We start from the raw sequence: 23,628 nt of genomic DNA, 5'->3' as shown, positions 1-23,628 counted from the left end.
GCCTAAAATTAAGGCAGCACCAATAGGGCCTTGATCAGGCTTTGCCTGGTGTCCGGGCAATGCCGAACGAGGTCAAAAGGCGCGAAAGGTGACGACCGTGAACGTGTCCTTTATGCCCGGGAGAATCTGCACTTTCTCGTTGACGAAATGGCCGATGTCTTCCTCGTCGTCGACATAGAATTTAGCGAGCAGGTCGTAGTTTCCGGCTGTCGAGTAGATTTCCGAAGCGATCTCGGCATCGGCCAAAGCGCTGGCAACGTCATAGGCCTTGCCCAGATCGCACTTTATCTGCACGAAAAATGCCTTCATTGCCTGGTCCTGCCCAAGATCGCACGCTCTAGGTATAATCGAGCGGCCCTTGTGGCAGACTGACGCCCGCCTTTCAAGCATCGGCCATCGCTCAGGCAATTCTCGCCTCGGCGACGCTTTCTCGGTCTGGACACGGACTGCCGCGCCGAATGTTTGCGCTCGGCTGAAACCCTGAAGCACGGCAAAGCGTATGGTATCATGTACCTTCGGACAGCGATTTCTCAGGGACAACGGAGACAGGCCATGCGCCGCGCGTTTTTCGCATTCGCAGTCATTCCACTCATTTTCGCATCCCCGGCGTTCGCCGGCGACGCCGAAGTCACAGCGGCGCAGACGGTCATCGATGGTCAATTGAAGGCCTTCATCGCCAATGATGGAGCGACGGCCTACAGCTTTGCCGCACCGAATGTGAAACGCATCTTTCCGACCGTCGATACCTTCATGAACATGGTGACCAACGGCTATCCGCCGGTGCGCCAACCGCAGACCTACTCCTTCGGCAAGGTTCGCGAGACGAGCCCGACCTCGATCGTCCAGCAGGTGCTGATCGTCGGCCCGGATGGCAAGGACTACGAGGCGGTCTACACGCTCGAATTACAGCCTGACGGCAGCTTTCGGATCACCGGCTGCAGCCTGCGCGCGTCCACGTCGCTCAGCACCTGAGGGGCGCTTGAGGAGGGGCAAAGCTGCCTCAATCCTGTCGCCGGTAGAGCGTCCAGCTCAGGCCTGAAAACCCCCAATGTCTCGACGCGTCGGCCCGTTCATAGGCCAGAGCGCATGCGGCCGCCGGTTCGACATGTTCGGCTTGTTTGTCCACGTCCCCCTCGAGGATCAGCCAGGCGGGCCGTTCGGTGCACAACCTGTCGTCTGGAACCAGCAATGCCCGACGATCCATTCGCGCCGCAAAATAGTCGACGACCATGGCGGTGCGGAAATCACTGTTGCTGGCATAGGTGGCAGCGCCACTTCTGGTCATCTCGTCGACCATAGCAGCGTACGAGCCGCGTCCGTACTGATAGAACTGGAGCAGCGACGAAATGCTTCCACTCACCACGATCGCCAGCGCCCCCATCGCAAGTAGCCTGGCAGTCCCGCGCGCATCCAGGCCGCGGCCAATCATCTCGCCGGCCCAGAGCAGCAGCAATGTTCCGCTGATGATGAAATAGCGCGGGAACTCGAGGTTGGGCAGATGTGCCGCCGCCATGAGCAAAGGCAGTCCGATAATCCCGATGGCATAAAGGCTGGCCCGGCGACCGCGCCAGACACCGGCGGAGAGGCCGACAAGACCACAGGCGGCAACGATATAGGGCCCGTCGCCGAACCAGGGTGGCAGCCCGAACAGAGAGCGGATCATCCCGCCATAGCCCTGCGCGAAGGCGGCAATCGAGAACGGCGAAACACCACCGACACTGAAGCCGAACAGCCTGCCGCCGACAAACACGCAGACAGCCAGCGGCAGCACGGCAAGCAGGGCCGGCAGGAAGATCGACGCCAGGTCCGCAACGACACGGCCGGCCCGCGCCGTACGCTGCCAGGCGAGCCACGCGGTCCAGGTTGCGAGGACTGCCACCATTCCGATCATGGTGAGGTGGCATAGGAACCCGAAAAGGATCGCCGCTGCCAAGGCCATTCCAGACCACCGTTTATTGTCGAGTCGGCGCTCTAGAAAAACCACCGAAAGCAGCGTGAACAGCACAAGGCCGGCGTAGCCGCGCGCCTCCGAGCCGTAATGGACCATTGGATAGCTCACGGCAAACAACAGGCTTGTGGCAATCATCGCCTGTCGTCCGCGCGATGCGGCGCTCGCTGCCGCCGCACCGATCGTGGCAACACCTAATGCTATCGACAGGCCTCGCTGGATCAGCGGCGAAGCGTCGGGGCCGATGAGATAGAGATAGACCGAGTTGAGGAAATGATTGTTGTCGTGATTGACGCGCCAGAATATCTGACCGATCGAGGTCAGCGGCTCGATCAGCGCAAAGCTCCAGATCTCGTCCAGCCAAAGGTCGCCGCGCGCGCCAAGCAAGCGCAAGACCAGACCGGTCACGGCGATCACCAGAGCGGCAAGCAACGACCCCGCCGTCCATTGCTGGACCGCCACGGAAGACGAAGGCGAAGCGATGCCATTCGTCCGCACCGTCGTGCCAGGAACTGAAACTTGCCCCGAAACGAACAGGTTCTTGATCCTCGCCCAACGTTGTCCGGCAATGCTTATTAGGCAGACGTTTCAAAACAGTTCATGGCAGGTGCAGCTCCTCGCTGGAGCCGGATTCCTGGCGAGCATGCCTACCGGACGGCGAGGTCACCGTTTGCCCATTGCTGCGTGATGATCTCGGCTTGTTCGGCGAACCTGCCAGCCTCGATCGCTTCACGAATGTCGCGCATCAGCTGCTGGTAATAGGACAGATTGTTCCAGGTCAGGAGCATCGCCCCAAGCGCCTCTTGCGAGCGCACCAGATGGTGCAAATAGGCCCGCGAATAGTCGCGTGCGGCCGGGCAGTCGCTTTCCTCATCGAGCGGGCGCGGATCGTCGGCATGGCGGGCGTTGCGCAGATTGACCTTGCCGCGCCGTGTGTAGGCAAGGCCATGGCGCCCTGCCCGCGTCGGCATCACGCAGTCGAACATGTCGATGCCGCGCGCCACCGACTTCAAGATATCGTCCGGCGTGCCGACACCCATCAGGTAGCGCGGCCGGTCAGCCGGCAGCTCCGGGCAAGTGATGTCGAGCATCTCCAGCATCACCGCTTGCGGCTCGCCGACAGCCAGCCCGCCGATCGCATAGCCCTTCAGCTCCATTGCCTTCAGCGCCTGCGCCGAGCGCAGCCGCAGATCCGGCACGTCGCCGCCTTGCACAATGCCGAACATCGCCTTGCCGGGCTGCTCGCCGAATGCCGCCTTGCAGCGCTCGGCCCAGCGCAGCGACAGTTCCATGGCGCGCTCGATCTCTTTTTCCTTGGCCGGCAGCGCCGTGCACTCGTCGAGCTGCATCTGGATGTCTGAATCGAGCAGCCCCTGGATCTCGATGGAACGCTCCGGCGACATCTCGTAGGCGCCGCCGTCGATATGCGAACGGAAGGTCACGCCATTCTCGGTCAGTTTCCGCAGCTTCGACAGCGACATCACTTGGAAGCCGCCGCTGTCGGTGAGGATCGGATACGGCCAGCAGGCGAATTCATGCAAGCCGCCGAGCCGAGCCACGCGCTCGGCGCCGGGTCTCAGCATCAGGTGATAGGTATTGCCAAGGATGATGTCCGAGCCGACGCCGCGCACCTGATCCATATACATGGCCTTCACCGTGCCGCCGGTGCCGACCGGCATGAAGGCAGGCGTGCGGATTTCGCCGCGCGGCATGGTGATTACACCACGCCGCGCCCTGCCGTCGGTCGCCAGCACCGTGAAGGTGAATGCGTTAGTCATTGAATTCCCTAGCCATCGAACTCCTTGTCGAATACCGGCGCGTCCGGAGCCTGCTTATCGAGCGACTGGCGGTAGCGGATGCAGCCGCGCATGAATTTCGGCCACGGCGGCACGGCAATCGCCGGCTCGGTCTTTTCGGGCAAAAGCGACCACAGGTCGGGATGATGCCAGCACAGATCGTGGCCGGTGGCGTCGCGGTGTTGGCGGATGCCGGCGCGCAGTTTCCTGACCTCGGCGATCAAGGCTTCGCGGTCGAAGGTTTCAAGGTCATCGTCCATCGGTATCCTTCCTGAACAGAAGACTTGCGTCTCCATAGGAATAAAACCTGTAGCGGTTCTCGATCGCATGCGCATAGGCCGCGCGCATCGTCTGCAAACCGCAGAAGGCCGAAACCAGCATGAACAGCGTCGAACGCGGCAGATGGAAATTGGTCATCAGCATGTCTGCGGTCTTGAAGCGATAGCCGGGCGTGATGAAGATGTCGGTCGGGCCTGACCATGCTGCCAGCCTGCCGTCCTCGCCAGCCGCGCTCTCCAACAAGCGCAGCGATGTCGTGCCGACAGCGATAATGCGCCCTCCTTTTGCCTTCGCCGCATTCAGCGCCTCGGCGGTTTCCGGGCTGACCGAACCGGTTTCGGCGTGCATCTTGTGGTCGGCGGTGTCGTCCGCCTTCACCGGCAAAAACGTGCCGGCGCCGACATGCAGCGTGACGAAACGGCGCTCTATGCCCTCGGCGTCGAGCGTCGCAAACAGCTCCGGCGTGAAATGCAGCCCTGCCGTCGGCGCGGCCACGGCGCCCTCCTCCCTGGCATAGATGGTCTGGTAGTCGCTCCGGTCACGTTCGTCGTCGTCGCGCCTGGAGGCGATGTAGGGCGGCAGCGGGATATGCCCGACGGCGTGCAGCGCCTCGTCGAGGAACGGACCTGACAGGTCGAAGCCGAGCAGCACCTCGCCACCTTCCCCCTTCTCGATCACGGTCGCGTCGAGCTGGCCGAGAAAGCAGGAATTGGCATCATGACCGAAATGGATGCGATCGCCGGCGGCGACGCGCTTGCCGGGCCGCATGAAGGCGAGCCACCGGTCGGGCGCCGTCCGCATATGCAGCGTGGCTTCGACCTGCGTCGCCGCCTCGCCGCGCCGCCTGATGCCCTTCAGTTGTGCCGGAATAACCTTGGTGTCGTTGAAGGCCAGCACATCACCGGCCTTGAGCAGGGACGGCAGGTCGCGCACCGTCCGGTCCTCGAACCCCTCACCCGGCCTGACCACCAGCATCCTGGCGCTGTCGCGCGGTTCGGCTGGGCGAAGCGCGATGCGCTCTTCCGGCAGATCGAAGTCGAAAAGATCGACGCGCAAGAAATCCCCGCCTCAAGGTTCCGGGCAGGTCACCGCCCAGGCGCCGACACCGTCTATGCTCAATGTGCCGCCCATCGCGAAACTGGACTGCTCGCTGGCTTTGACCAGCCGCAATCTGGCGACGATCGAGCTGAGGCCCTCATCAGTGAGATCGATCAGCATACGCTCGTCGTCTTCGAATGCCTGTCCGACGATCACTTTCGTTGAACCCGGCTGGCCGTCCGTGGTCCATGTCTTGCCGCCGGCATCCAGCCACACGCGCGCCACCGCAATGACGGCCGTGTGTCCCATCAAAACGTCGATCGATGCCGCGCCGCCGTCGGCGCTGCAAACGATCGATTCCGTCGCCAGCGCCGGCGTGGCCGCCGCGACGAGCACAAATGCGATGGCCGCGACAGCCCGGCCGGTCATTTCACGTCGGCCGCTACCTTGAGCGACACGATCTTGTCGGGATCCTGCACCGGTTCGCCGCGCTTGATCTTGTCGACATTGTCCATGCCTTCGATGACCTGGCCCCATACCGTGTACTGGCGGTTGAGGAAGGCGGCATCGTCGAAGCAGATGAAGAACTGCGAATTGGCCGAGTTCGGGTTCTGCGAGCGCGCCATCGAGCAGGTGCCGCGGCCGTGGTTGGCGTTGGAGAACTCGGCCTTCAAGTCGGGCTTGTCGGAACCGCCCGTACCGGCGCGGGTCGGTGCGAAAGACGGCTTGTTGGAGTTGCCGAACTTGACGTCGCCGGTCTGCGCCATGAAGCCGTCGATGACGCGGTGGAAGACCACACCGTCATAGGCGCCTTCGCGCGCCAGCTCCTTGATGCGGCCGACATGGCCGGGCGCCAGGTCTGGAAACAATTCGATGACGACCTTGCCCTTGGTCGTGTCCATGATGAGCGCGTTCTCGCGGTCCTTGATCTCGGCCATGTCAGAAATATCCTTTTGAAACTTGGGTTTATTTGCCGTCGGCGGCGATGCGCACCTTGATCATGCGATCGGGGTCGGTCACCGTCCCGTTCTGCGCCTCTTCGCCTTTCTTGATGTGGTCCACCAGCTCCATGCCGCTGACCACATTGCCAACGATGGTGTACTGGCCATCGAGCGGCGGTGCCGGCGCGAACATGATGAAGAATTGCGAATTGGCGGAATTCGGATCGTCGGAGCGGGCCATGCCGACCACGCCGCGCTGGTAGTGCTCGGTGCTGGAGAATTCGGCCGGCAGGTCAGGAAGATCGGAGCCGCCGGTGCCGACCGCGTCGGCATTGAAGCCGCTCTTCATGTTGCCGAACTTGACGTCGCCGGTCTGTGCCATGAAGCCGTCGATGACGCGGTGGAAGGCGACGTTGTCGTAGGCGCCCTGGCGCACCAGCTTTTTGATCTGCGCGACATGCTTCGGCGCAAGGTCGGGCCTCAGCGCGATGGTCACGTCGCCGTCCTTCAGCGTTACGATCATGGTGTTTTCCGGATCGGCGGCAAACGCCGACACGGATGCGGTCACAAGACCGGCAAGCACGGCAAGCAAGAAGGCAAGCTTTTTCAGCTGCATGGGATCTTTCTCCGAATATCTTCGTTCATGCAAGTCGTTACCCAAAGCCGGGTTCCACTTTTGGGCGACATGCATTTATTTCGCGAATTTGGCGGTGAGCGCGCCGGCCACGGCCGCCGGCACGAAGGGGCGGATGTCGCCTCCCATCGAAGCTATCTGGCGCACAAGTGTGGCGGTAATGGTGCGCACCGAGGGGCTGGCGGGCAGGAAAACCGTCTGCAGCTCCGGTGCCATGGTCTCGTTCATGCCGGCCATCTGCATCTCATAGTCGAGATCGGTGCCGTCGCGCAGGCCGCGGATCATGATCGAGGCGCCATGCTTCCTGGCTGCGTCGATGACCAGCCCGTCGAAGTCGACTACTTTGATACGCGCACCGTCGCTGCCGAATTCCGCCTTCGCGGCCGTTTCGATAAGATCGACCCGTTCCTCGAAGGAAAACAGCGGCTTCTTGCCGGGATGGATGCCGATCGCCGCATAGATGGTATCCGCCACGGCCAGCGACGCCTTCAGCACGTCGAGATGGCCGTTGGTCAGCGGGTCGAAAGAGCCGGCATAAAGGGCGATGCGTTCGGTCATGGCAGGTGCTTCTAGCGAGCCTCTCCCCTAAAGGCAAATCCGATCGGCAGGCCCGCCCCATGAACCTTTTGGCCTACGTGAACGACAGATGAATGTGCCGCTCACAACGGCTTCACGCAGTGTTCACTAAGTTTGCAGCTGCAGAAGATGAAACCAAACACCCATCTAATCGTTGTTAGGCGCAGGAGAACACGCACATGCTGATCTACATGCTCGCCACCGCAATGACCGTCGCCATGCTGATCGCTACCGTATTCGGGTTGCATCAGGAAGCACAGCGCGTCCGCGCCAAGGCCAATACCAAGCGGTTCGAAGGCTTCGGCAACCGCAAGCCTTATCGCCACTTCTAGATTGCCGGGGTTTCTTCACAACGCCGGCCCATAGGGCTGCGCCGCCGTGGCAAACTCACTCGACGGTAGTGTCAGGCTCCCCACCTTCGGCATCGGTAACAGCGCCACCTTCAACCTCGACACTCTCTTCGATCTCCTCGTCCGCTTGCGGCTCTGAAATCCGCTCCACCGAAACGACCTTCTCGTCCTCTGCGGTATTGAAGATGGTAACGCCCTTGGTGGCGCGGCTGGCGAAACGAATACCGTTGACCGGGACGCGGATAACGGTGCCGCCATCCGAAACCAGCATGATCTGATCGTCATTGCCGACCGGGAAGGTCGCCACCAGGCGGCCGATTTCGGCCGTTTTCGACACGTCGGTGGCACGAATACCCTTGCCGCCACGGCCGGTCAGACGGAAATCGTAGGACGACGAACGCTTGCCGTAGCCATATTCCGTCACCGTCAGCACGAACTGCTCATGTGCCTTGAGGAATTCGTAGCGCTCGTCGGAAAGCTCCGCCTCTTCGCCGACCTCCTCATTGGTGAGCTGGATTTCCTCCTCCTCGCCGGCCGCGATGTCGGCGGCAAGCCGGCGTTCGGCCACCACCCGCTTGAGGTAGGCGGCACGCTCCGCCGGCGGTGCATCGACATGCTCGATCACCGCCATCGAGATCACCCTGTCGCCATCGGCCATTGCAATGCCACGCACGCCGACCGAATTGCGGCTCTGGAAGACGCGTACGTCGCTGACCGGAAAGCGGATGCACTGGCCGGAACTTGCCGTCAAAAGCACGTCCTCATTGTCGGTGCAGGTCTCGACGCCGAGGATCTCGTCGCCTTCCTCGTCCAGCTTCATGGCAATCTTGCCGTTGCGGTTGACCTGGACGAAGTCCGAAAGCTTGTTGCGGCGCACGGTGCCGCGCGTGGTGGCAAACATCACGTCGAGCTCGCCCCAGCTGGTCTCATCCTCCGGCAGCGGCATGATGGTGGTGATGCGCTCGCCCTGTTCGAGCGGCAGCATATTGATCAGCGCCTTGCCGCGCGATTGCGGGTTGCCGATCGGCAGGCGCCAGACCTTTTCCTTGTAGACGATGCCGCGCGAGGAGAAGAACAGCACCGGCGTGTGCGTGTTCGCGACGAACAGCCGGGTGACGAAATCCTCTTCCTTGGTCGACATGCCGGAGCGGCCCTTGCCGCCGCGGCGCTGCGCCCGGTAGAGTGACAGCGGCACGCGCTTGATATAGCCGGAATGGCTCACCGTGACGACCATGTCCTCGCGCTGGATCAGATCCTCGTCTTCCATGTCCGCCCCGCCCTCGGCGAGCTCGGTGCGGCGCGGCGTGCCGAATTCGTCACGCACGGCGATGAGCTCGTCCTTGACGATCTGCTGGATGCGGGCGCGGGACGACAGGATATCGAGATAATCCTTGATCTCGTCGCCGATCGTGTTCAGTTCGTCGGCGATCTCGTCGCGGCCGAGCGCGGTCAGGCGCTGCAGGCGCAGTTCGAGGATGGCGCGCGCCTGTTCCTCGGAGAGATTGTAGGTGCCGCCCTCGTTGATGCGATGGCGCGGGTCGTCGATCAAAAGAATCAGCGATTCCACGTCGCCCGAAGGCCAGCGCCGCTCCATCAACTGCTCGCGTGCCGTCTGCGGGTCCGGAGCGCTGCGGATCAGCTTGATGACTTCATCGATGTTGGCAACGGCGATGGCAAGGCCGACCAGCACATGGGCGCGGTCGCGCGCCTTCCGCAGCAGGAATTTCGTGCGCCGGCTGATCACCTCTTCACGGAAGGCGACGAACGCCTTCAGCATGTCGGTCAGCGTCAGCAATTCCGGCTTGCCGCCGTTCAGCGCCACCATGTTGGCGCCGAAGGACGTCTGCAGCGGGGTGAAGCGGTAGAGCTGGTTGAGGATGACATCGGCGACCGCGTCGCGCTTCAGTTCGATGACGACGCGGTAGCCCTGGCGGTCGCTCTCGTCGCGAATGTCGGAAATGCCTTCGATGCGCTTGTCGCGCACCAGCTCGGCCATCTTCTCGATCATAGACGCCTTGTTCACCTGATAGGGAACTTCGGTGATGACGATCGATTCACGGTCGTTGCCGCGCGCCTCGACGTTGACGCGGCCGCGCATGACGATGGAGCCGCGGCCGGTCGAATAGGCGCTGTAGATGCCGGAGCGGCCGAGCACGATGCCGCCGGTCGGGAAATCCGGCCCCGGAATAATCTCCATCAGTGCCGGCAGATCGATCGCCGGATTGTCGATGAGGGCAATGGCGCCGTTGCAAACCTCGCCCAGATTGTGCGGCGGGATGTTGGTGGCCATGCCGACGGCGATACCGCCGGAGCCGTTGACCAACAGGTTCGGAAAGCGCGCCGGCAGGACTTTCGGTTCGCTGCCCGACGCATCGTAAGTGTCCTGGAAATCGACGGTGTCCTTGTCGATGTCTTCCAGCAACTCATGCGCGACCTTGGTCAGCCGCGATTCCGTGTAGCGCATCGCCGCCGGCGGATCGCCGTCGATCGAGCCGAAATTGCCCTGCCCGTCGATCAGCGGCACGCGCAGCGACCAGTCCTGCGCCATGCGCACCAAAGCGTCGTAGATCGAGGCGTCGCCATGCGGATGGTATTTACCCATCACGTCGGCGACCGGGCGTGCCGATTTCACATATTTGCGGTTCCAGTGATAGCCGCTCTCATAGGCGGCGTAGAGGATGCGGCGATGCACCGGCTTGAGGCCATCGCGCACGTCCGGCAGCGCGCGGCTGACGATCACGCTCATGGCGTAATCGAGATAGGAGCGCTGCATCTCCTCGATGATGGATATCGGCTCGATGCCGGTGGGGCCGCCGTCGGCGCCGCGCGGTGTCTTTTGGTCGGTCAAATCGGATCACAATCTAATCAGGAATCACTTGGTGCTTATATAGGAAGCCGGCCCGAAACTCCAACAATCGCGGCAGTTTTCCAGTGTGGTTTTTAGCGGCAAATTCAAAAGGATACACCAATTGCGACGATATGGCAGTGGCTCGCTTTCACGAGCGTCGCCGGCGGGCGCGATAAGTACCCGGTGCCTCGCCCATCAGCCGCCGGAAACGGCGATTGAAGGTCGACAGATCGTTGAATCCTGCTGCAAAGGCGATCGCCGAAATCGTCTGATCCGACGTCCGCAGCCGCACGGAAGCCCTGTGCAGCCGCGCTCTCAGCAGAAACTGGTAGGGCGTCATGCCGGCGACGTGCCGGAAGGTGCGCAGGAAATGATAGGGGCTGGTGGCGGTCTCGTCGGCGAGTTCGGCAAGCGAGATCGGCCGGTCGGCATCGACTTCGATGCGCCGGACCGCTTCGGCGACGCGCTTCTGGTCACGGCGGCTCGGCGCGCTCTGTCCTTCCGTAGCGCTGCAAGCCGCTGTCACCGCCGCACCGGCAATGCGCAGGGCGAGTTCCTCGAACGCGCCGGTGTCGGCCATCTCGCGCGCCGCCTCCGCTTCGGCGAGCAGCGGCACCAGCGCCGGCAAGGGCGGCAGGCGCGGCGTGCGGAAATCGAGCTGCTTCGCGCCCGGCACGTCGGCGACGATCCGCTCCATATAGGCCGGTCCGAAATGGAAGGAGAGGCAACGGTCGCCGGCGCCATGCTCATGGCCGCATTCGTAGCATGTGCCGGGATTGCCGAGCAGGAGCGCTCCCGGCGCCAGCATCGCCGTGCCCTGGCGCGCACGATAGCGGAAGGTGCCGCTGGTTACGGCGGCGACGCAGAAATCCCGATGCTCCTCCTCGAATGGCCTGTCGGCGGCGCTGGCGGTGCAGATGACATCCGACACCTGCCAGCCTCGGCCCGACGCCAGCCTATGCGCGCTCGTCGCCATCGCCGAAATATAGCAATTTTTCCCAAGCGCAGAACCCCTGTCGACCTCTACGCTTGCCGGTCTACTGACAAGATGAGAGCGAAGCCATGTCCAATTTCTTTGCCAAGGCCCTGCACAGCGATGGACCCGTACCGGCCCTTGCCGAGAAACTAAACCTTTACGGCCGCTTCGTCGGCGCCTGGACGTTCGACGCCACGCGCCATCTCGAGGACGGCCAGGTGCTGACCGGGCGCGGCGAGGTGCATTTCGGCTGGGTGCTCGAAGGCCGGGCCATCCAGGACGTATGGATCCTGCCCGCCCGTGACGCCGGCGCCTCGCCGTCGCTCGGCAAATGGACCTTTTATGGCACGACGTTGCGCGTCTACGACCCCGGCGTCGACGCCTGGCACATCTTCTGGAGCGATCCGCGCAGCCAGTACTACAGCCGCCAGCTCGGCCGTGCCGAGGGCGACACCATCATCCAGCAAGGCGCAGACGGCACCGGATCTGCTGTGCGCTGGAGCTTTTCGCGCATCACCGAAAATTCGTTCCGCTGGCTGGGCGAACGCTCACAGGACGACGGCGCCACCTGGCGTCTCGAAGTCGAGTTTCTGGCGCGGCGCGCCGCGAGCCCCTGATCCGCACGGTTTCCACTGGCTCCGCTTTGCTCTACCAATCCCGTTATCCGGCATTGCCGGCGGGGAGGGTCAGCATGCCGAGCTTCGACAGCCTGTTCAACGCCTTCGTCACCATACTGGTGACGATCGATCCGCCCGGCCTGGCGCCGCTCTTCCTTGCCGTGACCCGCGGCATGAACCGCAAGGAGCGCAACCAGGTCTCCGTGCGCGCTTCGATCATCGCTTTCCTGGTGATGGCGTTGTTCGCAATCGCTGGCGCGTCGATCCTGTCAGTCTTCGGCATCACCCTGCCGGCCTTTCGCGTCGCCGGCGGCTTTCTGCTGTTCTTCATCGCCTTCGAAATGGTGTTCGAGCGCCGGCAGGACCGCAAGGAGAAGATCGGCGACGTCGCCATCACCAGGGATATGATCCACAACATCGCCGCCTTTCCGCTGGCGATCCCGCTTATTGCCGGTCCCGGCGCAATTTCGGCGACCGTCCTGCTCTCAAGCTCGTTTCAGGGTTTTGGCGCGCAGACAGCACTTGTCGGCATCATCGCCATCTGCCTTGTCATCACTTACCTGGTGTTCGTGCTGTCAGAGCGCATCGACCGTATCCTCGGCCAAACCGGCCGTTCGATCCTGACACGGCTGCTCGGCGTCATCCTGGCGGCGCTCGCCGTACAGTTCGTGGCCGACGGCATCAAGGCGCTGATGGCGACGTAGGAACTGCCCTACTTCGCTGTCGTTTCAATGACTTCGAAGTCGTGGGTGATCTCGGCGGTCTTGGCCATCATTGCCGAGGCCGAGCAGTATTTCTCGATCGAAAGCCCGATCGCCCGCTTCACCTTGTCGTGTGACAGCGCCCGGCCCTTGACGACAAAATGCATGTGGATGCGGGTGAACACCTTGGGATCGGCTTCTGCACGGTCGGCATCGAGTTCGACCACACAATCGTCAACCGCCTCGCGCCCCTTTTCGAGGATATGGACCACGTCATAGGCCGAGCAGCCGCCGGTACCGATCAGCACCAGTTCCATTGGGCTCGGCCCCGGCGTCTTGCCCTCCGGCCCGAACGCAGTGCCTAGCACCAGCTTGTGCCCACTGGCGGACTCGCCAACGAAGGTGCGCTCCTCGACCCATTTGACCCTTGCTTTCACTTGATACGTCCTTTCACCGCTCAAACGCACAACGTCCCGAAAATCCAAGACAGATTTTCGGGACGCCATTTCGTGGCCAAGGTGCTGGCGCTTTTCGCCGCAAGGGCAGTCCGCCCCGAGAAATCAGAACGGGATTTCGTCGTCCAGCTCGCGCGACGAACCACCGCCGCCGCCCTTGTTGGCGCCACCGCGATTGAAACTTTCGCCCGGGCCGGACTGGCCGAAATCGGAACCGCGGCTCGCACCACCACCGGCATAGTTGCCGACCTGGCCGCCGCCCTCGCCCCGCGCATCGAGCATCTGCAGCTCGCCGCGGAATTTCTGCAACACGACTTCGGTCGTATAGCGGTCATTGCCGGTCTGGTCCTGCCATTTGCGCGTCTGCAGCTGGCCCTCGACATAGACCTTCATGCCCTTCTTCAGATACTGCTCGGCCACCTTGGCGATCTGGTCGTTGAAGATCACGACATTGTGCCACTCGGTCTTTTCCTTGCGCTCTCCGGATGTCTTGTCGCGCCAGCTTTCCGACGTCGCGATGCGAATGTTGACAACCGGGTCACCCGAATTCAGGCGGCGGATTTCAGGGTCCGCCCCGAGGTTGCCCACCAGAATGACCTTGTTGACGCTACCCGCCATGATACTTCTCCGCGCTCATCCGAAACCAGATTTCTGTCGCTGCACCTTACAGGCTACGGATAATCCCTGCCTGCCGTCGCTGCCTTTTCCCACAACGTTTTTGTTCTCTTTTCGTTCTATAGTACAGGCCCTGCACTGTCAATAGTTGTCAGTAAGAATTAGTGTCTTGACGTCGAATTTCCACAGGCCATGGGATCGAGGCGAACGCATGAAGATGGTTGCGCATGACGATCAGCCGCAAGAAGAATGGCGGGCGGGAGTAAAGACCCGAATGCATGTCTCGGCCCGCAACGGCGCAACTCAACTTTGCATATTCGAACAATGGGTCGAACCAGCGGCTGGCGCCCCGACACATTGGCACCCGGTCGAGGAAGTGCTTACCGTCATCGCCGGCAGAGCCGAGATGTGGATCGACGAAGAGCATGTCGTCTTGACTGCCGGACAGTCGCTTGTTGTTGCCGCGCGCAGGCAACATGGCTTCCGAAACGTCGGCTCCGAAATGCTTCATATCCATGCCGTGCTCGCGTCACCAGTTTTCGAGGCGACGTTCAACGGATCCCCCGACATGGTGAGACGCTGGCTTTCAGCGAGTTTGTAAAACCTCGCCTGTCTTAAAAAACACCTCCTGTCTTAAAAAAACACGGCTTGCCAAACCGATAAGTATTGACTTATGCTTTCGGCATGATCGAAGCAGAGATTTTTCGGGCACTGGCCGATCCAACGCGTCGCGCCGTCTATGAGCGGCTCGCCGACGGCGAGATGACGGTGTCTGAACTGCGCACTGGCATGCCGGTATCGCAGCCGGCGGTATCGCAACATCTCGCAGTGCTGCGCGGCGCCGGCCTCGTGGTCGAGCGCCGGGCCGGTCGCAACGCCTATTACCGCGCCGATCCGAAGGGGCTTGCGCCACTGCTCGGCTGGATCGAACGCTACCGCGCGTTCTGGCCAGAGCGCATCGAAAGGCTCAAGACGGTTTTGAAGGACATGGACCAATGACCAGCCGAGGCAAAGAACGCGCGGAAATGGCGGCAGACAAGATCGAGTTCGAGTGCGAGCTGCCCGAGCCGCCGGAAAAGGTGTGGCGGGCGCTTACGGTGCCGGACCTGCTCGCGGCCTGGATGATGCCAAACGACATCAAGCCCGAAATCGGCAACCGCTTTGCCTTTAGAGCGCCGAATGCGCCGATCGAGTGCGAAATCCTCGACGCCGATCCCGGACGGCTGCTGCGCTATTCCTGGCGGGAGCGGCCGGCGCCCGGCGGTACGCAGGTGCCGCCCGGCAGCCCCGTGGACCGCCCAATGAACGACAGCCCAGTGGACAGCATCGTCACCTTTACGCTTGACCGCACCGTTTCCGGCGGCACGCATCTGCGCATCGTCCATGATGGTTTTGCTGGGGCAGCGATGCCGGAGATCGCGATGGCAGGCGCCGGTTGCCGGCTTTCCTTTGAAGCGCACACTCCCAGGCACAAGCAGATCGCCGCAAACACCCCGCGCCTCTTCCTGCGCGCGGCCTGAACGACAACAGTCAACGGAGACAAACGATGAGCGGCCTTGCCAATCTGGTGCCGATGGTGATCGATCAGTCGAGCCGCGGTGAACGCGCCTTCGACATATTTTCGCGGCTGCTGCGCGAGCGCATCGTCTTCATCAACGGGCCGATCGATGACGGCACCTCGGCGCTGGTCTGCGCCCAGCTTCTGTCGCTGGAATCCGACAATCCCGACAAGGAGGTCTCGCTCTACATCAACTCGCCGGGCGGCGTGGTGACCAGCGGTTTCGCCATCTATGATACGATGCAGTATATCAGTTGCCCGGTCTCCACCGTTTGTATGGGTTTCGCCGCCTCGATGGCCTCGTTCCTTTTGATGGCCGGCACGCCAGGGCGGCGTATCGCGCTACCCAACACCAGCATCGTGCTGCATCAGCCTCTCGGCGGTTTCCAGGGCCAAGCCTCCGACATCCAGCGCCATGCCGAGGGCATCCTTCGCACCAAGCGGCGCATGACCGATCTTTACGCCCACCATTGCGGCCGCACCTACGAAGAAGTGGAACGCACGCTCGACCGCGACTTTTTCATGACCGCACAGGAGGCCAAGGATTGGGGCCTCGTCGACCATGTTTTCGACACTCGCAAGCAGGCCGCGTGAAGCACCTTCGAACGGAACTGAGCGATATGAGGGCCGGCAACTCTCAGCGCCGCCGGTCTGGCTTCGGCGCTATCGCCGCACTATAGTCAGGTGATGACCGCCATTCGTTCATCCAGCCTATGCCTTGCCATTGCCGCCATTGTGGGCACGAACATGCTGGTGGGCATGGCACTTGCCCAAGATAATTCGACGTCTTCGCAAAAGGGCGCCCTGCCCGGTGTGACGAGTGACTATCGCATCGCCGAGCCAACTCCGCAGCCCGAGCCCGACGACGCGGTTCCAAGCAGCGGCAACGGCACGTTCAAGATCGGCGATACCGATGTTCGGATTTCCGGCAGCATCACCATCGATGTCGCTACCGGCGGGATCAGGCCCTCCAGCCGCTAAGTTCGCCTGGTGTGAACCACAAATATTGCGCTTCAAACGAACAGCCCCGCCATTGCTTTTGCAACTGACGGGGCTTCTTGGATCTAAAATCCAAATTGCCGGGAGTGTACTGCCGGCTTTTTATTTCGGATGCTTCGCGGCGTTCAGCCGACGATCCGACTAGCAGTCTCTGATTGTTGTGGGGATCGGCAGATCAACGTTGGCAGGTAGCGCTAAACGCCTGACCTGGCTACTTATACCTGCCGCGGCTCCAGCGACACGTGGAGCCTCAAGGAACTATCCGGTGGAGTCATGCCTCTGCTCTCCTTCTGTTCGTTGCGACTGTCGTCGTCGAAGCGCTCATCGCATAACCCGCGGCGTCTCGCAGGCTAGCCCCAGGCCGCGAGGCCATCGAAAGACGGCCAGCTTCGTTGACGTTTGGAGTCTGCCCCCGTGACGCATGGACGTCAACCTTGAATAGCCGATTACCGAAAAATGTGATCGCGAGACGCTTTGTGAAGCCGGCTGTACGGGCAGCTTTTGTCAGGAGCGTGTTCGGCCTTTGTTCTTTCCGCTTGCCCGTTCGCGCGAAAGGCGGTTAAACGCTTTGGTCGAGAGTTGTGGCGTCTCTCGAAAAGGCGGCGAAATTACCTACATAGGGGATGGTCGGGAAAACCCGCCCATCCCACGAATTCCAGATTCTGAGGCGGCGACCGGCGATGGCCGACCATAAATATCTCTCCATTCGCGGGGCACGCGAACACAATCTGAAGAATGTCGATCTCGACCTGCCGCGTGACAGCCTGATCGTCATGACCGGCCTGTCGGGGTCGGGCAAGTCGTCGCTTGCCTTCGACACCATCTACGCCGAGGGCCAGCGCCGCTATGTCGAGAGCCTTTCGGCCTATGCGCGGCAATTCCTCGAAATGATGCAGAAGCCGGACGTCGACCAGATCGACGGCCTGTCGCCAGCCATCTCCATCGAGCAGAAGACCACCTCGAAGAACCCACGCTCGACGGTCGGCACCGTCACCGAGATCTACGATTATATGCGGCTTTTGTTCGCCCGCGTCGGTGTACCCTATTCACCGGCCACTGGCCTGCCGATCGAGAGCCAGACGGTTTCGCAGATGGTCGACCGGGTGCTTGCAGTCGAGGAAGGCACCCGGCTGTTCATCCTGGCGCCGATGGTGCGCGGCCGCAAAGGCGAGTACCGCAAGGAACTGCTGGAGCTGCAGAAGAAAGGTTTTCAGCGCGTCAAGGTCGATGGCGTCTTCTACGAGATCGCCGACGTGCCGGCGCTGGACAAGAAGTACAAGCATGACATCGACGTTGTCGTCGACCGCATCGTCGTGCGCGGCGATCTGGCGACGCGGCTCGCCGATTCCATCGAGACCGCGCTGAAGCTGGCCGACGGACTGGCGGTAGCGGAATTTGCCGACAAGCCGCTCGACGCCAGCCAGACCGGCGAGGATTCGGTCAACAAGTCGAAGAACGAGACGCATGAACGCATGCTGTTCTCGGAAAAGTTCGCCTGCCCGGTGTCCGGTTTCACCATTCCCGAGATCGAGCCTAGGCTGTTCTCCTTCAACAATCCGTTCGGCGCCTGCCCAACCTGCGACGGGCTCGGCAGCCAGCGCGCCATCGATGCCAGCCTGGTCGTGCCCGACGAGAATGTTTCGCTGCGCGCTGGCGCCGTCAGCCCGTGGGCGAAGTCGACCTCGCCCTATTATGCGCAAACGCTGGAAGCGCTGGGCGTTGCCTATGGCTTCAAGCTCGGCGACAAGTTCAAGGATTTGAGCGAGGAGGCAAGGCAAGCCGTCCTGCACGGCACCGGCGAGCGCGAAATCACCTTCCACTACGATGACGGCCTGCGCTCCTACAAGACGACGAAAACCTTCGAGGGCGTCATCCCCAATCTCGAGCGCCGCTGGAAGGAAACCGAATCCGCTTGGATGCGCGAGGAGATCGAGCGCTTCATGTCGGCCACGCCCTGCCCGGCCTGCCGCGGCTATCGGCTGAAGCCCGAGGCGCTCGCGGTCAAGATCGCCGGCAAGCACATTGGCGAGGTCACCGAGCTGTCGATTCGCAAGGCCGACCAGTGGTTCACCGACCTGCCTGCTTCGCTCAATGACAAGCAGAACGAGATCGCGGTGCGCGTGCTCAAGGAAATCCGCGAGCGGCTGCGCTTCCTCAACGATGTCGGGCTCGACTACCTGACGCTGTCGCGCAACTCCGGCACGCTGTCGGGCGGCGAGAGCCAGCGCATCAGGCTCGCCTCGCAGATCGGCTCCGGCCTGACCGGCGTGCTTTACGTGCTGGACGAGCCGTCGATCGGTCTGCACCAGCGCGACAACGCCCGCCTGCTCGACACGCTGAAGCATCTGCGCGACATCGGCAACACGGTCATCGTCGTCGAGCACGACGAGGACGCCATCCTGCATGCCGATTACGTTGTCGATATCGGCCCGGCCGCCGGCATTCATGGCGGCCACATCATCGCCCAGGGCACGCCGCAGCAGATCATGGCGACGCCCGCTTCGATCACCGGTAAATATCTGTCGGGCGAGCTCGAAGTGGCGACGCCAGCCGTTCGGCGCGATGCCAAGAAGAACCGCCGGCTGAAGGTCGTCGGCGCGCGCGGCAACAATCTAAAGAACGTCACCGCCGAAATCCCGCTCGGCACGTTTACCGCCGTCACCGGCGTGTCCGGCGGCGGCAAGTCGACCTTCCTGATTGAGACCCTGTTCAAGGCGGCGTCGCGCCGCATCATGGGCTCGCGTGAACATCCGGCCGATCACGACCGGATCGAGGGGTTGGAATTCCTCGACAAGGTCATCGACATCGACCAGTCGCCGATCGGGCGCACCCCGCGCTCCAACCCCGCCACCTATACCGGCGCCTTCACGCCGATCCGGGACTGGTTCGCTGGCTTGCCGGAGGCCAAGGCGCGCGGCTACCAGCCGGGCCGCTTCTCGTTCAACGTCAAGGGCGGCCGCTGCGAGGCCTGCCAGGGCGACGGCGTCATCAAGATCGAGATGCATTTCCTGCCCGACGTCTATGTCACCTGCGATGTCTGCCACGGCAAGCGCTATAACCGCGAGACGCTGGACGTGCTGTTCAAGGGCAAGTCCATCGCCGACGTGCTCGACATGACGGTCGAAGAAGGCGTCGATTTCTTCGCCGCCGTGCCCGGCGTGCGCGACAAGCTGGAGACGCTGAAACGGGTCGGCCTCGGCTACATCCATGTTGGCCAGCAGGCGACGACTTTGTCGGGCGGCGAGGCGCAGCGCATCAAGCTTGCCAAGGAACTGTCGCGCAAGGCGACCGGCAAGACGCTCTACATTCTCGATGAGCCGACCACCGGCCTGCATTTCCACGACGTCGCCAAGCTGCTTGAAGTGCTGCACGAGCTGGTCGACCAGGGCAACACGGTCGTCGTCATCGAGCACAATCTAGAGGTGATCAAGACCGCTGACTGGGTGCTCGATCTTGGCCCCGAAGGTGGTGACGGCGGCGGCGAGTTAGTGGCGTCTGGCACGCCTGAGGACATCGTTCGCGAAAAACGCAGCTATACCGGGCAGTTCCTGAGGGAATTGCTCGAGCGGCGCCCCGGAGGCAAGCGCGAAGCGGCGGAGTGATGGCAAAGAACGGTCTCATCACGGTCCAAAGCCGCTTCGGCGTGACCGAAACGATCGATCGCCTGGTCGAGACTGTGGAACGTGCAGGATTGCTGGTCTTCGCCCGCATCGATCACGCCGCCGGTGCGCGCAGTGTCGAAGCATCACTGCGTCCAACCGAACTCCTGATTTTCGGCAATCCGAAAGGTGGTACGCCACTGATGCAGGACCGGCAGCTTGCCGGCATCGATCTGCCGGTCAAGGCACTGGCCTGGGAGGACGAACAAGGCAAGGTCTGGCTCTCCTACAATGACGCGCACTGGATGGCTGATCGCCACGACTTGGGCGACGCCAGTCGCAATGCCGTCGCTGCGATCGCGGCCGGCATGGACAAGGTGATTGCGGCCGCTGCCGGCGCGGGCCAGTTTTGATCATGAGAGCCGCTCGTCCCGGTGATCTCCCCACGGTGATCTCGCTCACCACCGACGCATACGCGCCCTACACTGCCCTGTTCGGAGCGCCGCCGATCCCCGTCACCGAGGACTATGCGCCGCGCATCCACCGCGGCGAAGTCTGGCTTTCGGAGCAAGATGGACAGACGGCTGGCCTGATCGTTCTCGAACGACATGCGGACCATACAATGATCTTCAGCGTCGCCGTTGCGCCCGCCTTTCAGGGCAAGGGTTTCGGCATCGGGCTGCTCGACTGGGCCGAGCAACAGACGCGCCTGTGGAGCTTGCCTGAAATCCGACTCTACACCAATTCCAGAATGGAACGGAACGTTTCGTTGTATAAGGCCTACGGCTTTCGCGAAACGGGTCGCCGGCCCAATCCATATCGGCCAGGATGGACGGTCGTCGACATGGCGAAAGCCGTCGAGACGACCGCCATCGCGTGATCCTTTTCTGCAAACCGGGAGGACTACCATGACTCAATCAGGAACAATCCGCGCCGGCATGGGCGGCTGGACCTTCGAGCCGTGGGACACGTCCTTCTACCCGGACAAGTTGTCGAAGGCCAAGCAGCTGAATCATGCCAGCCGGCAGGTGCCGACTATCGAGGTCAACGGCACCTATTATTCGAGCTTCAAGGAACCGACCTTCGTCAAATGGGCGAACGAGGCGCCGGATGGTTTCGTCTATTCGCTGAAGGGCAACCGCTTCGTCACCAACCGCCGCGTGCTCGGCGAGGCCGGCGAATCGATCATGCGCTTCCTCGGGTCGGGCGTCGCGGCACTTGGCGACAAGCTTGGGCCGATCCTGTGGCAGTTCGCGCCGACCAAGAAATTCGACCCGGACGACTTCGAGGCCTTCCTCAAGCTGTTGCCGGAAAAGCAGGACGGCGTTGCGCTGCGCCACGCGGTCGAGGTGCGCAACGACAGCTTCGTCGCGCCGGAGTTCGCCGCCTTGGCGCGAAAGCACAAGGCCGCCATCGTCTATGCCGACCACGCCAAATATCCGGGGATTGCCGACGTCACCGGCGATTTCATCTATGCGCGGCTGCAGACCGGCAGCGACCACAATCCCGATTGCTACACGCCAAAGGCGCTCGACGAATGGGCGGCGCGCGCAAAAACCTGGGCGGAAGGCAAGGTGCCGGCCGACCTGCCGCGGGCCGATCCTTCAACCGAGGCGCCGGTCAAGCCACGTGACGTGTTCGTCTACTTCATCACCGAGGGCAAGGTCCGCGCTCCATTCGGCGCCATCGCGCTGATGAAGCGGGTCGCAGGCTGACGCCCCCGCTGTCGGTGGTCTGCCTGGCCGGGTCCTCAACTACCGGCTATGCGGCGCGCTCGTCCGAACGCCGATCAACCCTGACGATCTCGTTGAAAGCATCGAGATCGACATAGAAGACCTTTGTGATCTCCGCGATGAGTTCGTCGTGGTCATACCCCTGCGATTTCAGAATGTTGATGGCTGTTAGGATGTCGACGCGCTCCGTGAGTCGTCGTTTCTGGTAGTCCTCGACATAGCGCTCCATCGACTGGCTCTAGCTCCCAAGCACCCGAAATGTTGGACGACAACAGATCGCTGGAAGGGAGCGGCTTGCGCGCAAGCATGCCGACGCGGCCCGCGCCTTCCCCTGATCTGCCAATTTGAAACTGGTACGGAAAGCGGCCGACTCACCAAGGCCAAGCAAAATCTAACACGCAATCTTCGGCGCGCCAGAGTTGCAAAGTAATAGAATCAATAAGAATTCAGACGGTCAGGAACTTCCGCACGTCCGCCCGGTCGAGATCCTCGGCGGGGCCGGTATGGACGATCTGGCCGCGGTCCATGATATTGACCTCGTCGGCCAATTCCCGGCAGAAATCGAGATATTGTTCGACCAAAAGCACGGCAATGCCTGCCTGGTCGCGCAGATAGCGGATGGCGCGGCCGATATCCTTGATGATCGACGGCTGGATGCCTTCCGTCGGTTCGTCGAGCACCAGCAGTTTCGGCCGCATCACCAGCGCCCTGCCGATGGCAAGCTGCTGTTGCTGGCCGCCGGACAGATCGCCGCCGCGGCGCGCGAGCATCTGCTTCAGCACCGGAAACAACTCGAAGACGTGACCGGGAATGTTGCGATCGGAGCGCTTCAGCGGCGCAAAACCCGATTCGAGGTTTTCCCGCACCGTAAGCAGCGGAAATATCTCCCTGCCCTGCGGCACGAATGCGATGCCCGACCGGGCGCGATCATACGCCGCGCTCCGGTCGAGCGCCTTCCCCTCGAAGGCAACACTTCCGCTCGTCAGCCGATGATGGCCGACGATCGATCTCATCAAACTGGTCTTGCCGACGCCGTTGCGGCCGAGCACGCAGGTGATCTTGCCGGCGCCGGCTGTCAGCGAGACACCGCGCAGCGCCTGGGCAGCGCCGTAATGCAACGTGGCATTGGAGACTTCGAGCATGGTCAGTGCTTTCTCCAACGCCTGAAGAACGAAAGGTCGAAATGATGGAACGGAACGCGCCAGACCATGTTCATCTCCCCAGGTAGACTTCGACGACGCGCTCGTCGGCCGAAACGAAATCGAGCGAACCTTCGGAAAGGACCGAGCCTTCGTGCAGGCAGGTGACCTTGACGCCGAGCTCGCGCACGAAATGCATGTCGTGCTCGACGACGATGACCGAATGGTCGCGCGCGATATCCCTAAGCAGCCGCGCGGTCTCTTCGGTCTCGGCGTCGGTCATGCCGGCGACCGGTTCGTCGACCAGCAGAAGCTTCGGATCCTGCGCCAGAAGCATGCCGATCTCGAGCCATTGCTTTTGGCCATGGCTCAAATTGGCGGCGAGCTCGTCACGCTTGTCGCCGAGCCGGATGATGCCGAGAATGTCGTCGATCTGCCGCACGTCCGCGGCCGAGCGACGATGGAACAGTGCCGGGAAGATCGAGCGCGGGCCTTTCAGCGCCAGCATCAGATTGTCCTCGATCGTGTGGCTTTCGAAGACGGTCGGCTTCTGGAATTTACGGCCGATGCCCATCATGGCGATTTCGGCCTCGTCGTGTTTGGTCAGGTCGACCTCGCCGTCAAAGAAGACCTCGCCCGCGTCGGGCCGCGTCTTGCCGGTGACGATGTCCATCATCGTCGTCTTGCCGGCGCCGTTGGGGCCGATGATCGCCCGCATCTCACCCTTATCGAGCACCAGCGACAGGTTGTTGATGGCGCGAAAACCATCGAAGGAAACCGACACGCCGTCGAGATAGAGGATGGTGTTGCTCTTCGACATCAGGCC

29 protein-coding genes are annotated in these 23,628 nt (G+C 62.2%); 13 read left to right on the top strand and 16 right to left on the bottom strand.

Translation table 11 applies throughout. The features are described from left to right. Positions 1–72: 72 nt before the first annotated feature. Positions 73–309: an Lrp/AsnC ligand binding domain-containing protein gene (locus NKI95_RS25595; RefSeq protein ID WP_023674883.1), complete on the bottom strand. Its 237-nt coding sequence runs from the start codon at positions 307–309 to the stop codon at positions 73–75. Positions 310–552: 243 nt separating this feature from the next. Here NKI95_RS25595 and NKI95_RS25590 point away from each other — a divergent pair, with 243 nt between their 5' ends. After that, a complete protein-coding gene (locus tag NKI95_RS25590; RefSeq protein ID WP_352720160.1) occupies positions 553–972 on the top strand; it encodes a DUF4864 domain-containing protein in 420 nt (139 codons plus the stop codon). A 28-nt stretch (positions 973–1,000) separates the two neighbouring features. On the opposite strand, the gene NKI95_RS25585 is transcribed toward NKI95_RS25590, so the two are convergent. The 8 genes from NKI95_RS25585 to coaD all read right to left on the bottom strand — a co-directional run bounded on the left by NKI95_RS25585 (position 1,001) and on the right by coaD (position 7,194). Beyond that, the gene (locus NKI95_RS25585; RefSeq protein WP_352720158.1) at positions 1,001–2,380 is read right to left on the bottom strand and encodes a glycosyltransferase family protein; all 1,380 of its coding nucleotides are present in this window, start codon (positions 2,378–2,380) and stop codon (positions 1,001–1,003) included. A gap of 215 nt (positions 2,381–2,595) precedes the next feature. After that, on the bottom strand, positions 2,596–3,726 hold the full coding sequence (gene tgt / locus NKI95_RS25580) for a tRNA guanosine(34) transglycosylase Tgt (protein WP_292653462.1): 1,131 nt from the start codon (positions 3,724–3,726) through the stop codon (positions 2,596–2,598). Between the two features lie 8 nt (positions 3,727–3,734). After that, complete coding sequence (locus NKI95_RS25575; protein ID WP_352448773.1) at positions 3,735–4,004, bottom strand: hypothetical protein; 270 nt, start codon at positions 4,002–4,004, stop codon at positions 3,735–3,737. After that, positions 3,994–5,079 carry a tRNA preQ1(34) S-adenosylmethionine ribosyltransferase-isomerase QueA gene (gene queA / locus NKI95_RS25570; protein WP_352720156.1) on the bottom strand — a complete coding sequence of 362 codons (1,086 nt, stop codon included), beginning with the start codon at positions 5,077–5,079 and terminating at the stop codon, positions 3,994–3,996. The genes NKI95_RS25575 and queA overlap by 11 nt, the downstream gene beginning before the upstream one ends. A gap of 12 nt (positions 5,080–5,091) precedes the next feature. Next, the gene (locus NKI95_RS25565; protein ID WP_352720154.1) at positions 5,092–5,490 is read right to left on the bottom strand and encodes a hypothetical protein; all 399 of its coding nucleotides are present in this window, start codon (positions 5,488–5,490) and stop codon (positions 5,092–5,094) included. Beyond that, a complete protein-coding gene (locus NKI95_RS25560; RefSeq protein WP_023717788.1) occupies positions 5,487–5,999 on the bottom strand; it encodes a peptidylprolyl isomerase in 513 nt (170 codons plus the stop codon). Before NKI95_RS25560 ends, NKI95_RS25565 begins: the two co-directional genes overlap by 4 nt. 28 nt (positions 6,000–6,027) lie before the next feature. Further along, complete coding sequence (locus NKI95_RS25555; protein WP_292653458.1) at positions 6,028–6,618, bottom strand: peptidylprolyl isomerase; 591 nt, start codon at positions 6,616–6,618, stop codon at positions 6,028–6,030. A gap of 75 nt (positions 6,619–6,693) precedes the next feature. Next, positions 6,694–7,194 (bottom strand): pantetheine-phosphate adenylyltransferase, encoded by a 501-nt coding sequence (coaD, locus tag NKI95_RS25550; protein WP_292653457.1) that lies wholly within the window; start codon positions 7,192–7,194, stop codon positions 6,694–6,696. Positions 7,195–7,391: 197 nt separating this feature from the next. Here coaD and NKI95_RS25545 point away from each other — a divergent pair, with 197 nt between their 5' ends. After that, on the top strand, positions 7,392–7,544 hold the full coding sequence (locus tag NKI95_RS25545) for a hypothetical protein (RefSeq protein WP_254817366.1): 153 nt from the start codon (positions 7,392–7,394) through the stop codon (positions 7,542–7,544). A 55-nt stretch (positions 7,545–7,599) separates the two neighbouring features. On the opposite strand, the gene gyrA is transcribed toward NKI95_RS25545, so the two are convergent. Together gyrA and NKI95_RS25535 are read right to left on the bottom strand one after the other, a co-directional pair. Then, positions 7,600–10,410 (bottom strand): DNA gyrase subunit A, encoded by a 2,811-nt coding sequence (gene gyrA, locus NKI95_RS25540; protein ID WP_352720152.1) that lies wholly within the window; start codon positions 10,408–10,410, stop codon positions 7,600–7,602. 148 nt (positions 10,411–10,558) lie between these two features. Beyond that, on the bottom strand, positions 10,559–11,386 hold the full coding sequence (locus NKI95_RS25535) for a helix-turn-helix transcriptional regulator (RefSeq protein WP_352720150.1): 828 nt from the start codon (positions 11,384–11,386) through the stop codon (positions 10,559–10,561). 86 nt (positions 11,387–11,472) lie between these two features. On the opposite strand from NKI95_RS25535, the gene NKI95_RS25530 reads away from it, so the two are divergent. Together NKI95_RS25530 and NKI95_RS25525 are read left to right on the top strand one after the other, a co-directional pair. Next, positions 11,473–12,003 carry a hypothetical protein gene (locus NKI95_RS25530; protein ID WP_352720148.1) on the top strand — a complete coding sequence of 177 codons (531 nt, stop codon included), beginning with the start codon at positions 11,473–11,475 and terminating at the stop codon, positions 12,001–12,003. A gap of 74 nt (positions 12,004–12,077) precedes the next feature. Further along, complete coding sequence (locus NKI95_RS25525; RefSeq protein WP_352720147.1) at positions 12,078–12,707, top strand: MarC family protein; 630 nt, start codon at positions 12,078–12,080, stop codon at positions 12,705–12,707. Positions 12,708–12,715: 8 nt separating this feature from the next. Here NKI95_RS25525 and NKI95_RS25520 read toward each other — a convergent pair whose 3' ends face one another. Then, entirely contained in the window at positions 12,716–13,141 is a 426-nt protein-coding gene (locus tag NKI95_RS25520; RefSeq protein WP_352466427.1) for an OsmC family protein, read from the bottom strand. Positions 13,142–13,264: 123 nt separating this feature from the next. Beyond that, a complete protein-coding gene (locus NKI95_RS25515; protein ID WP_023674867.1) occupies positions 13,265–13,777 on the bottom strand; it encodes a single-stranded DNA-binding protein in 513 nt (170 codons plus the stop codon). A gap of 208 nt (positions 13,778–13,985) precedes the next feature. Between NKI95_RS25515 and NKI95_RS25510 the strand changes: the two genes are divergently transcribed. From NKI95_RS25510 to NKI95_RS25470, 9 genes are all read left to right on the top strand, one after another. Further along, positions 13,986–14,375, top strand: a complete 390-nt coding sequence (locus NKI95_RS25510) for a cupin domain-containing protein (RefSeq protein ID WP_352720144.1) — start codon at positions 13,986–13,988, stop codon at positions 14,373–14,375. An 83-nt stretch (positions 14,376–14,458) separates the two neighbouring features. Continuing rightward, the gene (locus NKI95_RS25505; protein WP_292653450.1) at positions 14,459–14,773 is read left to right on the top strand and encodes an ArsR/SmtB family transcription factor; all 315 of its coding nucleotides are present in this window, start codon (positions 14,459–14,461) and stop codon (positions 14,771–14,773) included. Continuing rightward, entirely contained in the window at positions 14,770–15,294 is a 525-nt protein-coding gene (locus NKI95_RS25500; RefSeq protein WP_352720143.1) for an SRPBCC family protein, read from the top strand. Before NKI95_RS25505 ends, NKI95_RS25500 begins: the two co-directional genes overlap by 4 nt. A 26-nt stretch (positions 15,295–15,320) precedes the next feature. Next, positions 15,321–15,926, top strand: coding sequence for an ATP-dependent Clp protease proteolytic subunit (locus NKI95_RS25495; RefSeq protein WP_352720142.1), 606 nt, complete (start codon positions 15,321–15,323; stop codon positions 15,924–15,926). A 93-nt stretch (positions 15,927–16,019) separates the two neighbouring features. After that, on the top strand, positions 16,020–16,313 hold the full coding sequence (locus NKI95_RS25490; protein WP_352466425.1) for a hypothetical protein: 294 nt from the start codon (positions 16,020–16,022) through the stop codon (positions 16,311–16,313). Positions 16,314–17,011: 698 nt separating this feature from the next. Then, positions 17,012–19,933, top strand: coding sequence for an excinuclease ABC subunit UvrA (uvrA, locus tag NKI95_RS25485; RefSeq protein WP_352720140.1), 2,922 nt, complete (start codon positions 17,012–17,014; stop codon positions 19,931–19,933). Then, the gene (locus NKI95_RS25480) at positions 19,933–20,343 is read left to right on the top strand and encodes a DUF302 domain-containing protein (protein WP_352720139.1); all 411 of its coding nucleotides are present in this window, start codon (positions 19,933–19,935) and stop codon (positions 20,341–20,343) included. The genes uvrA and NKI95_RS25480 overlap by 1 nt, the downstream gene beginning before the upstream one ends. Continuing rightward, entirely contained in the window at positions 20,340–20,810 is a 471-nt protein-coding gene (locus NKI95_RS25475) for a GNAT family N-acetyltransferase (RefSeq protein ID WP_352720137.1), read from the top strand. The genes NKI95_RS25480 and NKI95_RS25475 overlap by 4 nt, the downstream gene beginning before the upstream one ends. A 28-nt stretch (positions 20,811–20,838) precedes the next feature. Next, positions 20,839–21,645: a DUF72 domain-containing protein gene (locus NKI95_RS25470; RefSeq protein WP_352720135.1), complete on the top strand. Its 807-nt coding sequence runs from the start codon at positions 20,839–20,841 to the stop codon at positions 21,643–21,645. A gap of 46 nt (positions 21,646–21,691) precedes the next feature. Here the strand turns inward: NKI95_RS25470 and NKI95_RS25465 are convergent, their stop codons facing one another. The 3 genes from NKI95_RS25465 to urtD all read right to left on the bottom strand — a co-directional run bounded on the left by NKI95_RS25465 (position 21,692) and on the right by urtD (position 23,622). Then, positions 21,692–21,892, bottom strand: coding sequence for a hypothetical protein (locus tag NKI95_RS25465; protein WP_352466420.1), 201 nt, complete (start codon positions 21,890–21,892; stop codon positions 21,692–21,694). A 217-nt stretch (positions 21,893–22,109) separates the two neighbouring features. After that, positions 22,110–22,805, bottom strand: coding sequence for an urea ABC transporter ATP-binding subunit UrtE (urtE, locus tag NKI95_RS25460; RefSeq protein ID WP_352720133.1), 696 nt, complete (start codon positions 22,803–22,805; stop codon positions 22,110–22,112). 70 nt (positions 22,806–22,875) lie between these two features. After that, a complete protein-coding gene (gene urtD, locus NKI95_RS25455; RefSeq protein ID WP_352466419.1) occupies positions 22,876–23,622 on the bottom strand; it encodes an urea ABC transporter ATP-binding protein UrtD in 747 nt (248 codons plus the stop codon). Positions 23,623–23,628 lie beyond the last annotated feature (6 nt).

The sequence above is a fragment of the Mesorhizobium sp. M0306 genome, assembly GCF_040321655.1.
Classification (GTDB): Bacteria; Pseudomonadota; Alphaproteobacteria; order Rhizobiales; family Rhizobiaceae; genus Mesorhizobium.
Note: the sequence above shows the minus strand (reverse complement) of the source record. Positions and strands in the feature narration are given on the sequence as shown.

Excerpts from the sequence above, each read along its gene's own strand:
- NKI95_RS25595 (WP_023674883.1), bottom strand. The coding sequence starts at position 309 with ATGAAGGCATTTTTCGTGCAGATAAAGTGCGATCTGGGCAAGGCCTAT.
- NKI95_RS25590 (WP_352720160.1), top strand. The coding sequence starts at position 553 with ATGCGCCGCGCGTTTTTCGCATTCGCAGTCATTCCACTCATTTTCGCA.
- tgt (WP_292653462.1), bottom strand. The coding sequence starts at position 3,726 with ATGACTAACGCATTCACCTTCACGGTGCTGGCGACCGACGGCAGGGCG.
- NKI95_RS25575 (WP_352448773.1), bottom strand. The coding sequence starts at position 4,004 with ATGGACGATGACCTTGAAACCTTCGACCGCGAAGCCTTGATCGCCGAG.
- NKI95_RS25565 (WP_352720154.1), bottom strand. The coding sequence starts at position 5,490 with ATGACCGGCCGGGCTGTCGCGGCCATCGCATTTGTGCTCGTCGCGGCG.
- NKI95_RS25560 (WP_023717788.1), bottom strand. The coding sequence starts at position 5,999 with ATGGCCGAGATCAAGGACCGCGAGAACGCGCTCATCATGGACACGACC.
- NKI95_RS25555 (WP_292653458.1), bottom strand. The coding sequence starts at position 6,618 with ATGCAGCTGAAAAAGCTTGCCTTCTTGCTTGCCGTGCTTGCCGGTCTT.
- coaD (WP_292653457.1), bottom strand. The coding sequence starts at position 7,194 with ATGACCGAACGCATCGCCCTTTATGCCGGCTCTTTCGACCCGCTGACC.
- NKI95_RS25545 (WP_254817366.1), top strand. The coding sequence starts at position 7,392 with ATGCTGATCTACATGCTCGCCACCGCAATGACCGTCGCCATGCTGATC.
- NKI95_RS25535 (WP_352720150.1), bottom strand. The coding sequence starts at position 11,386 with ATGGCGACGAGCGCGCATAGGCTGGCGTCGGGCCGAGGCTGGCAGGTG.
- NKI95_RS25530 (WP_352720148.1), top strand. The coding sequence starts at position 11,473 with ATGTCCAATTTCTTTGCCAAGGCCCTGCACAGCGATGGACCCGTACCG.
- NKI95_RS25525 (WP_352720147.1), top strand. The coding sequence starts at position 12,078 with ATGCCGAGCTTCGACAGCCTGTTCAACGCCTTCGTCACCATACTGGTG.
- NKI95_RS25515 (WP_023674867.1), bottom strand. The coding sequence starts at position 13,777 with ATGGCGGGTAGCGTCAACAAGGTCATTCTGGTGGGCAACCTCGGGGCG.
- NKI95_RS25510 (WP_352720144.1), top strand. The coding sequence starts at position 13,986 with ATGAAGATGGTTGCGCATGACGATCAGCCGCAAGAAGAATGGCGGGCG.
- NKI95_RS25505 (WP_292653450.1), top strand. The coding sequence starts at position 14,459 with ATGATCGAAGCAGAGATTTTTCGGGCACTGGCCGATCCAACGCGTCGC.
- NKI95_RS25500 (WP_352720143.1), top strand. The coding sequence starts at position 14,770 with ATGACCAGCCGAGGCAAAGAACGCGCGGAAATGGCGGCAGACAAGATC.
- NKI95_RS25495 (WP_352720142.1), top strand. The coding sequence starts at position 15,321 with ATGAGCGGCCTTGCCAATCTGGTGCCGATGGTGATCGATCAGTCGAGC.
- NKI95_RS25490 (WP_352466425.1), top strand. The coding sequence starts at position 16,020 with ATGACCGCCATTCGTTCATCCAGCCTATGCCTTGCCATTGCCGCCATT.
- uvrA (WP_352720140.1), top strand. The coding sequence starts at position 17,012 with ATGGCCGACCATAAATATCTCTCCATTCGCGGGGCACGCGAACACAAT.
- NKI95_RS25480 (WP_352720139.1), top strand. The coding sequence starts at position 19,933 with ATGGCAAAGAACGGTCTCATCACGGTCCAAAGCCGCTTCGGCGTGACC.
- NKI95_RS25470 (WP_352720135.1), top strand. The coding sequence starts at position 20,839 with ATGACTCAATCAGGAACAATCCGCGCCGGCATGGGCGGCTGGACCTTC.
- NKI95_RS25465 (WP_352466420.1), bottom strand. The coding sequence starts at position 21,892 with ATGGAGCGCTATGTCGAGGACTACCAGAAACGACGACTCACGGAGCGC.
- urtE (WP_352720133.1), bottom strand. The coding sequence starts at position 22,805 with ATGCTCGAAGTCTCCAATGCCACGTTGCATTACGGCGCTGCCCAGGCG.
- urtD (WP_352466419.1), bottom strand. The coding sequence starts at position 23,622 with ATGTCGAAGAGCAACACCATCCTCTATCTCGACGGCGTGTCGGTTTCC.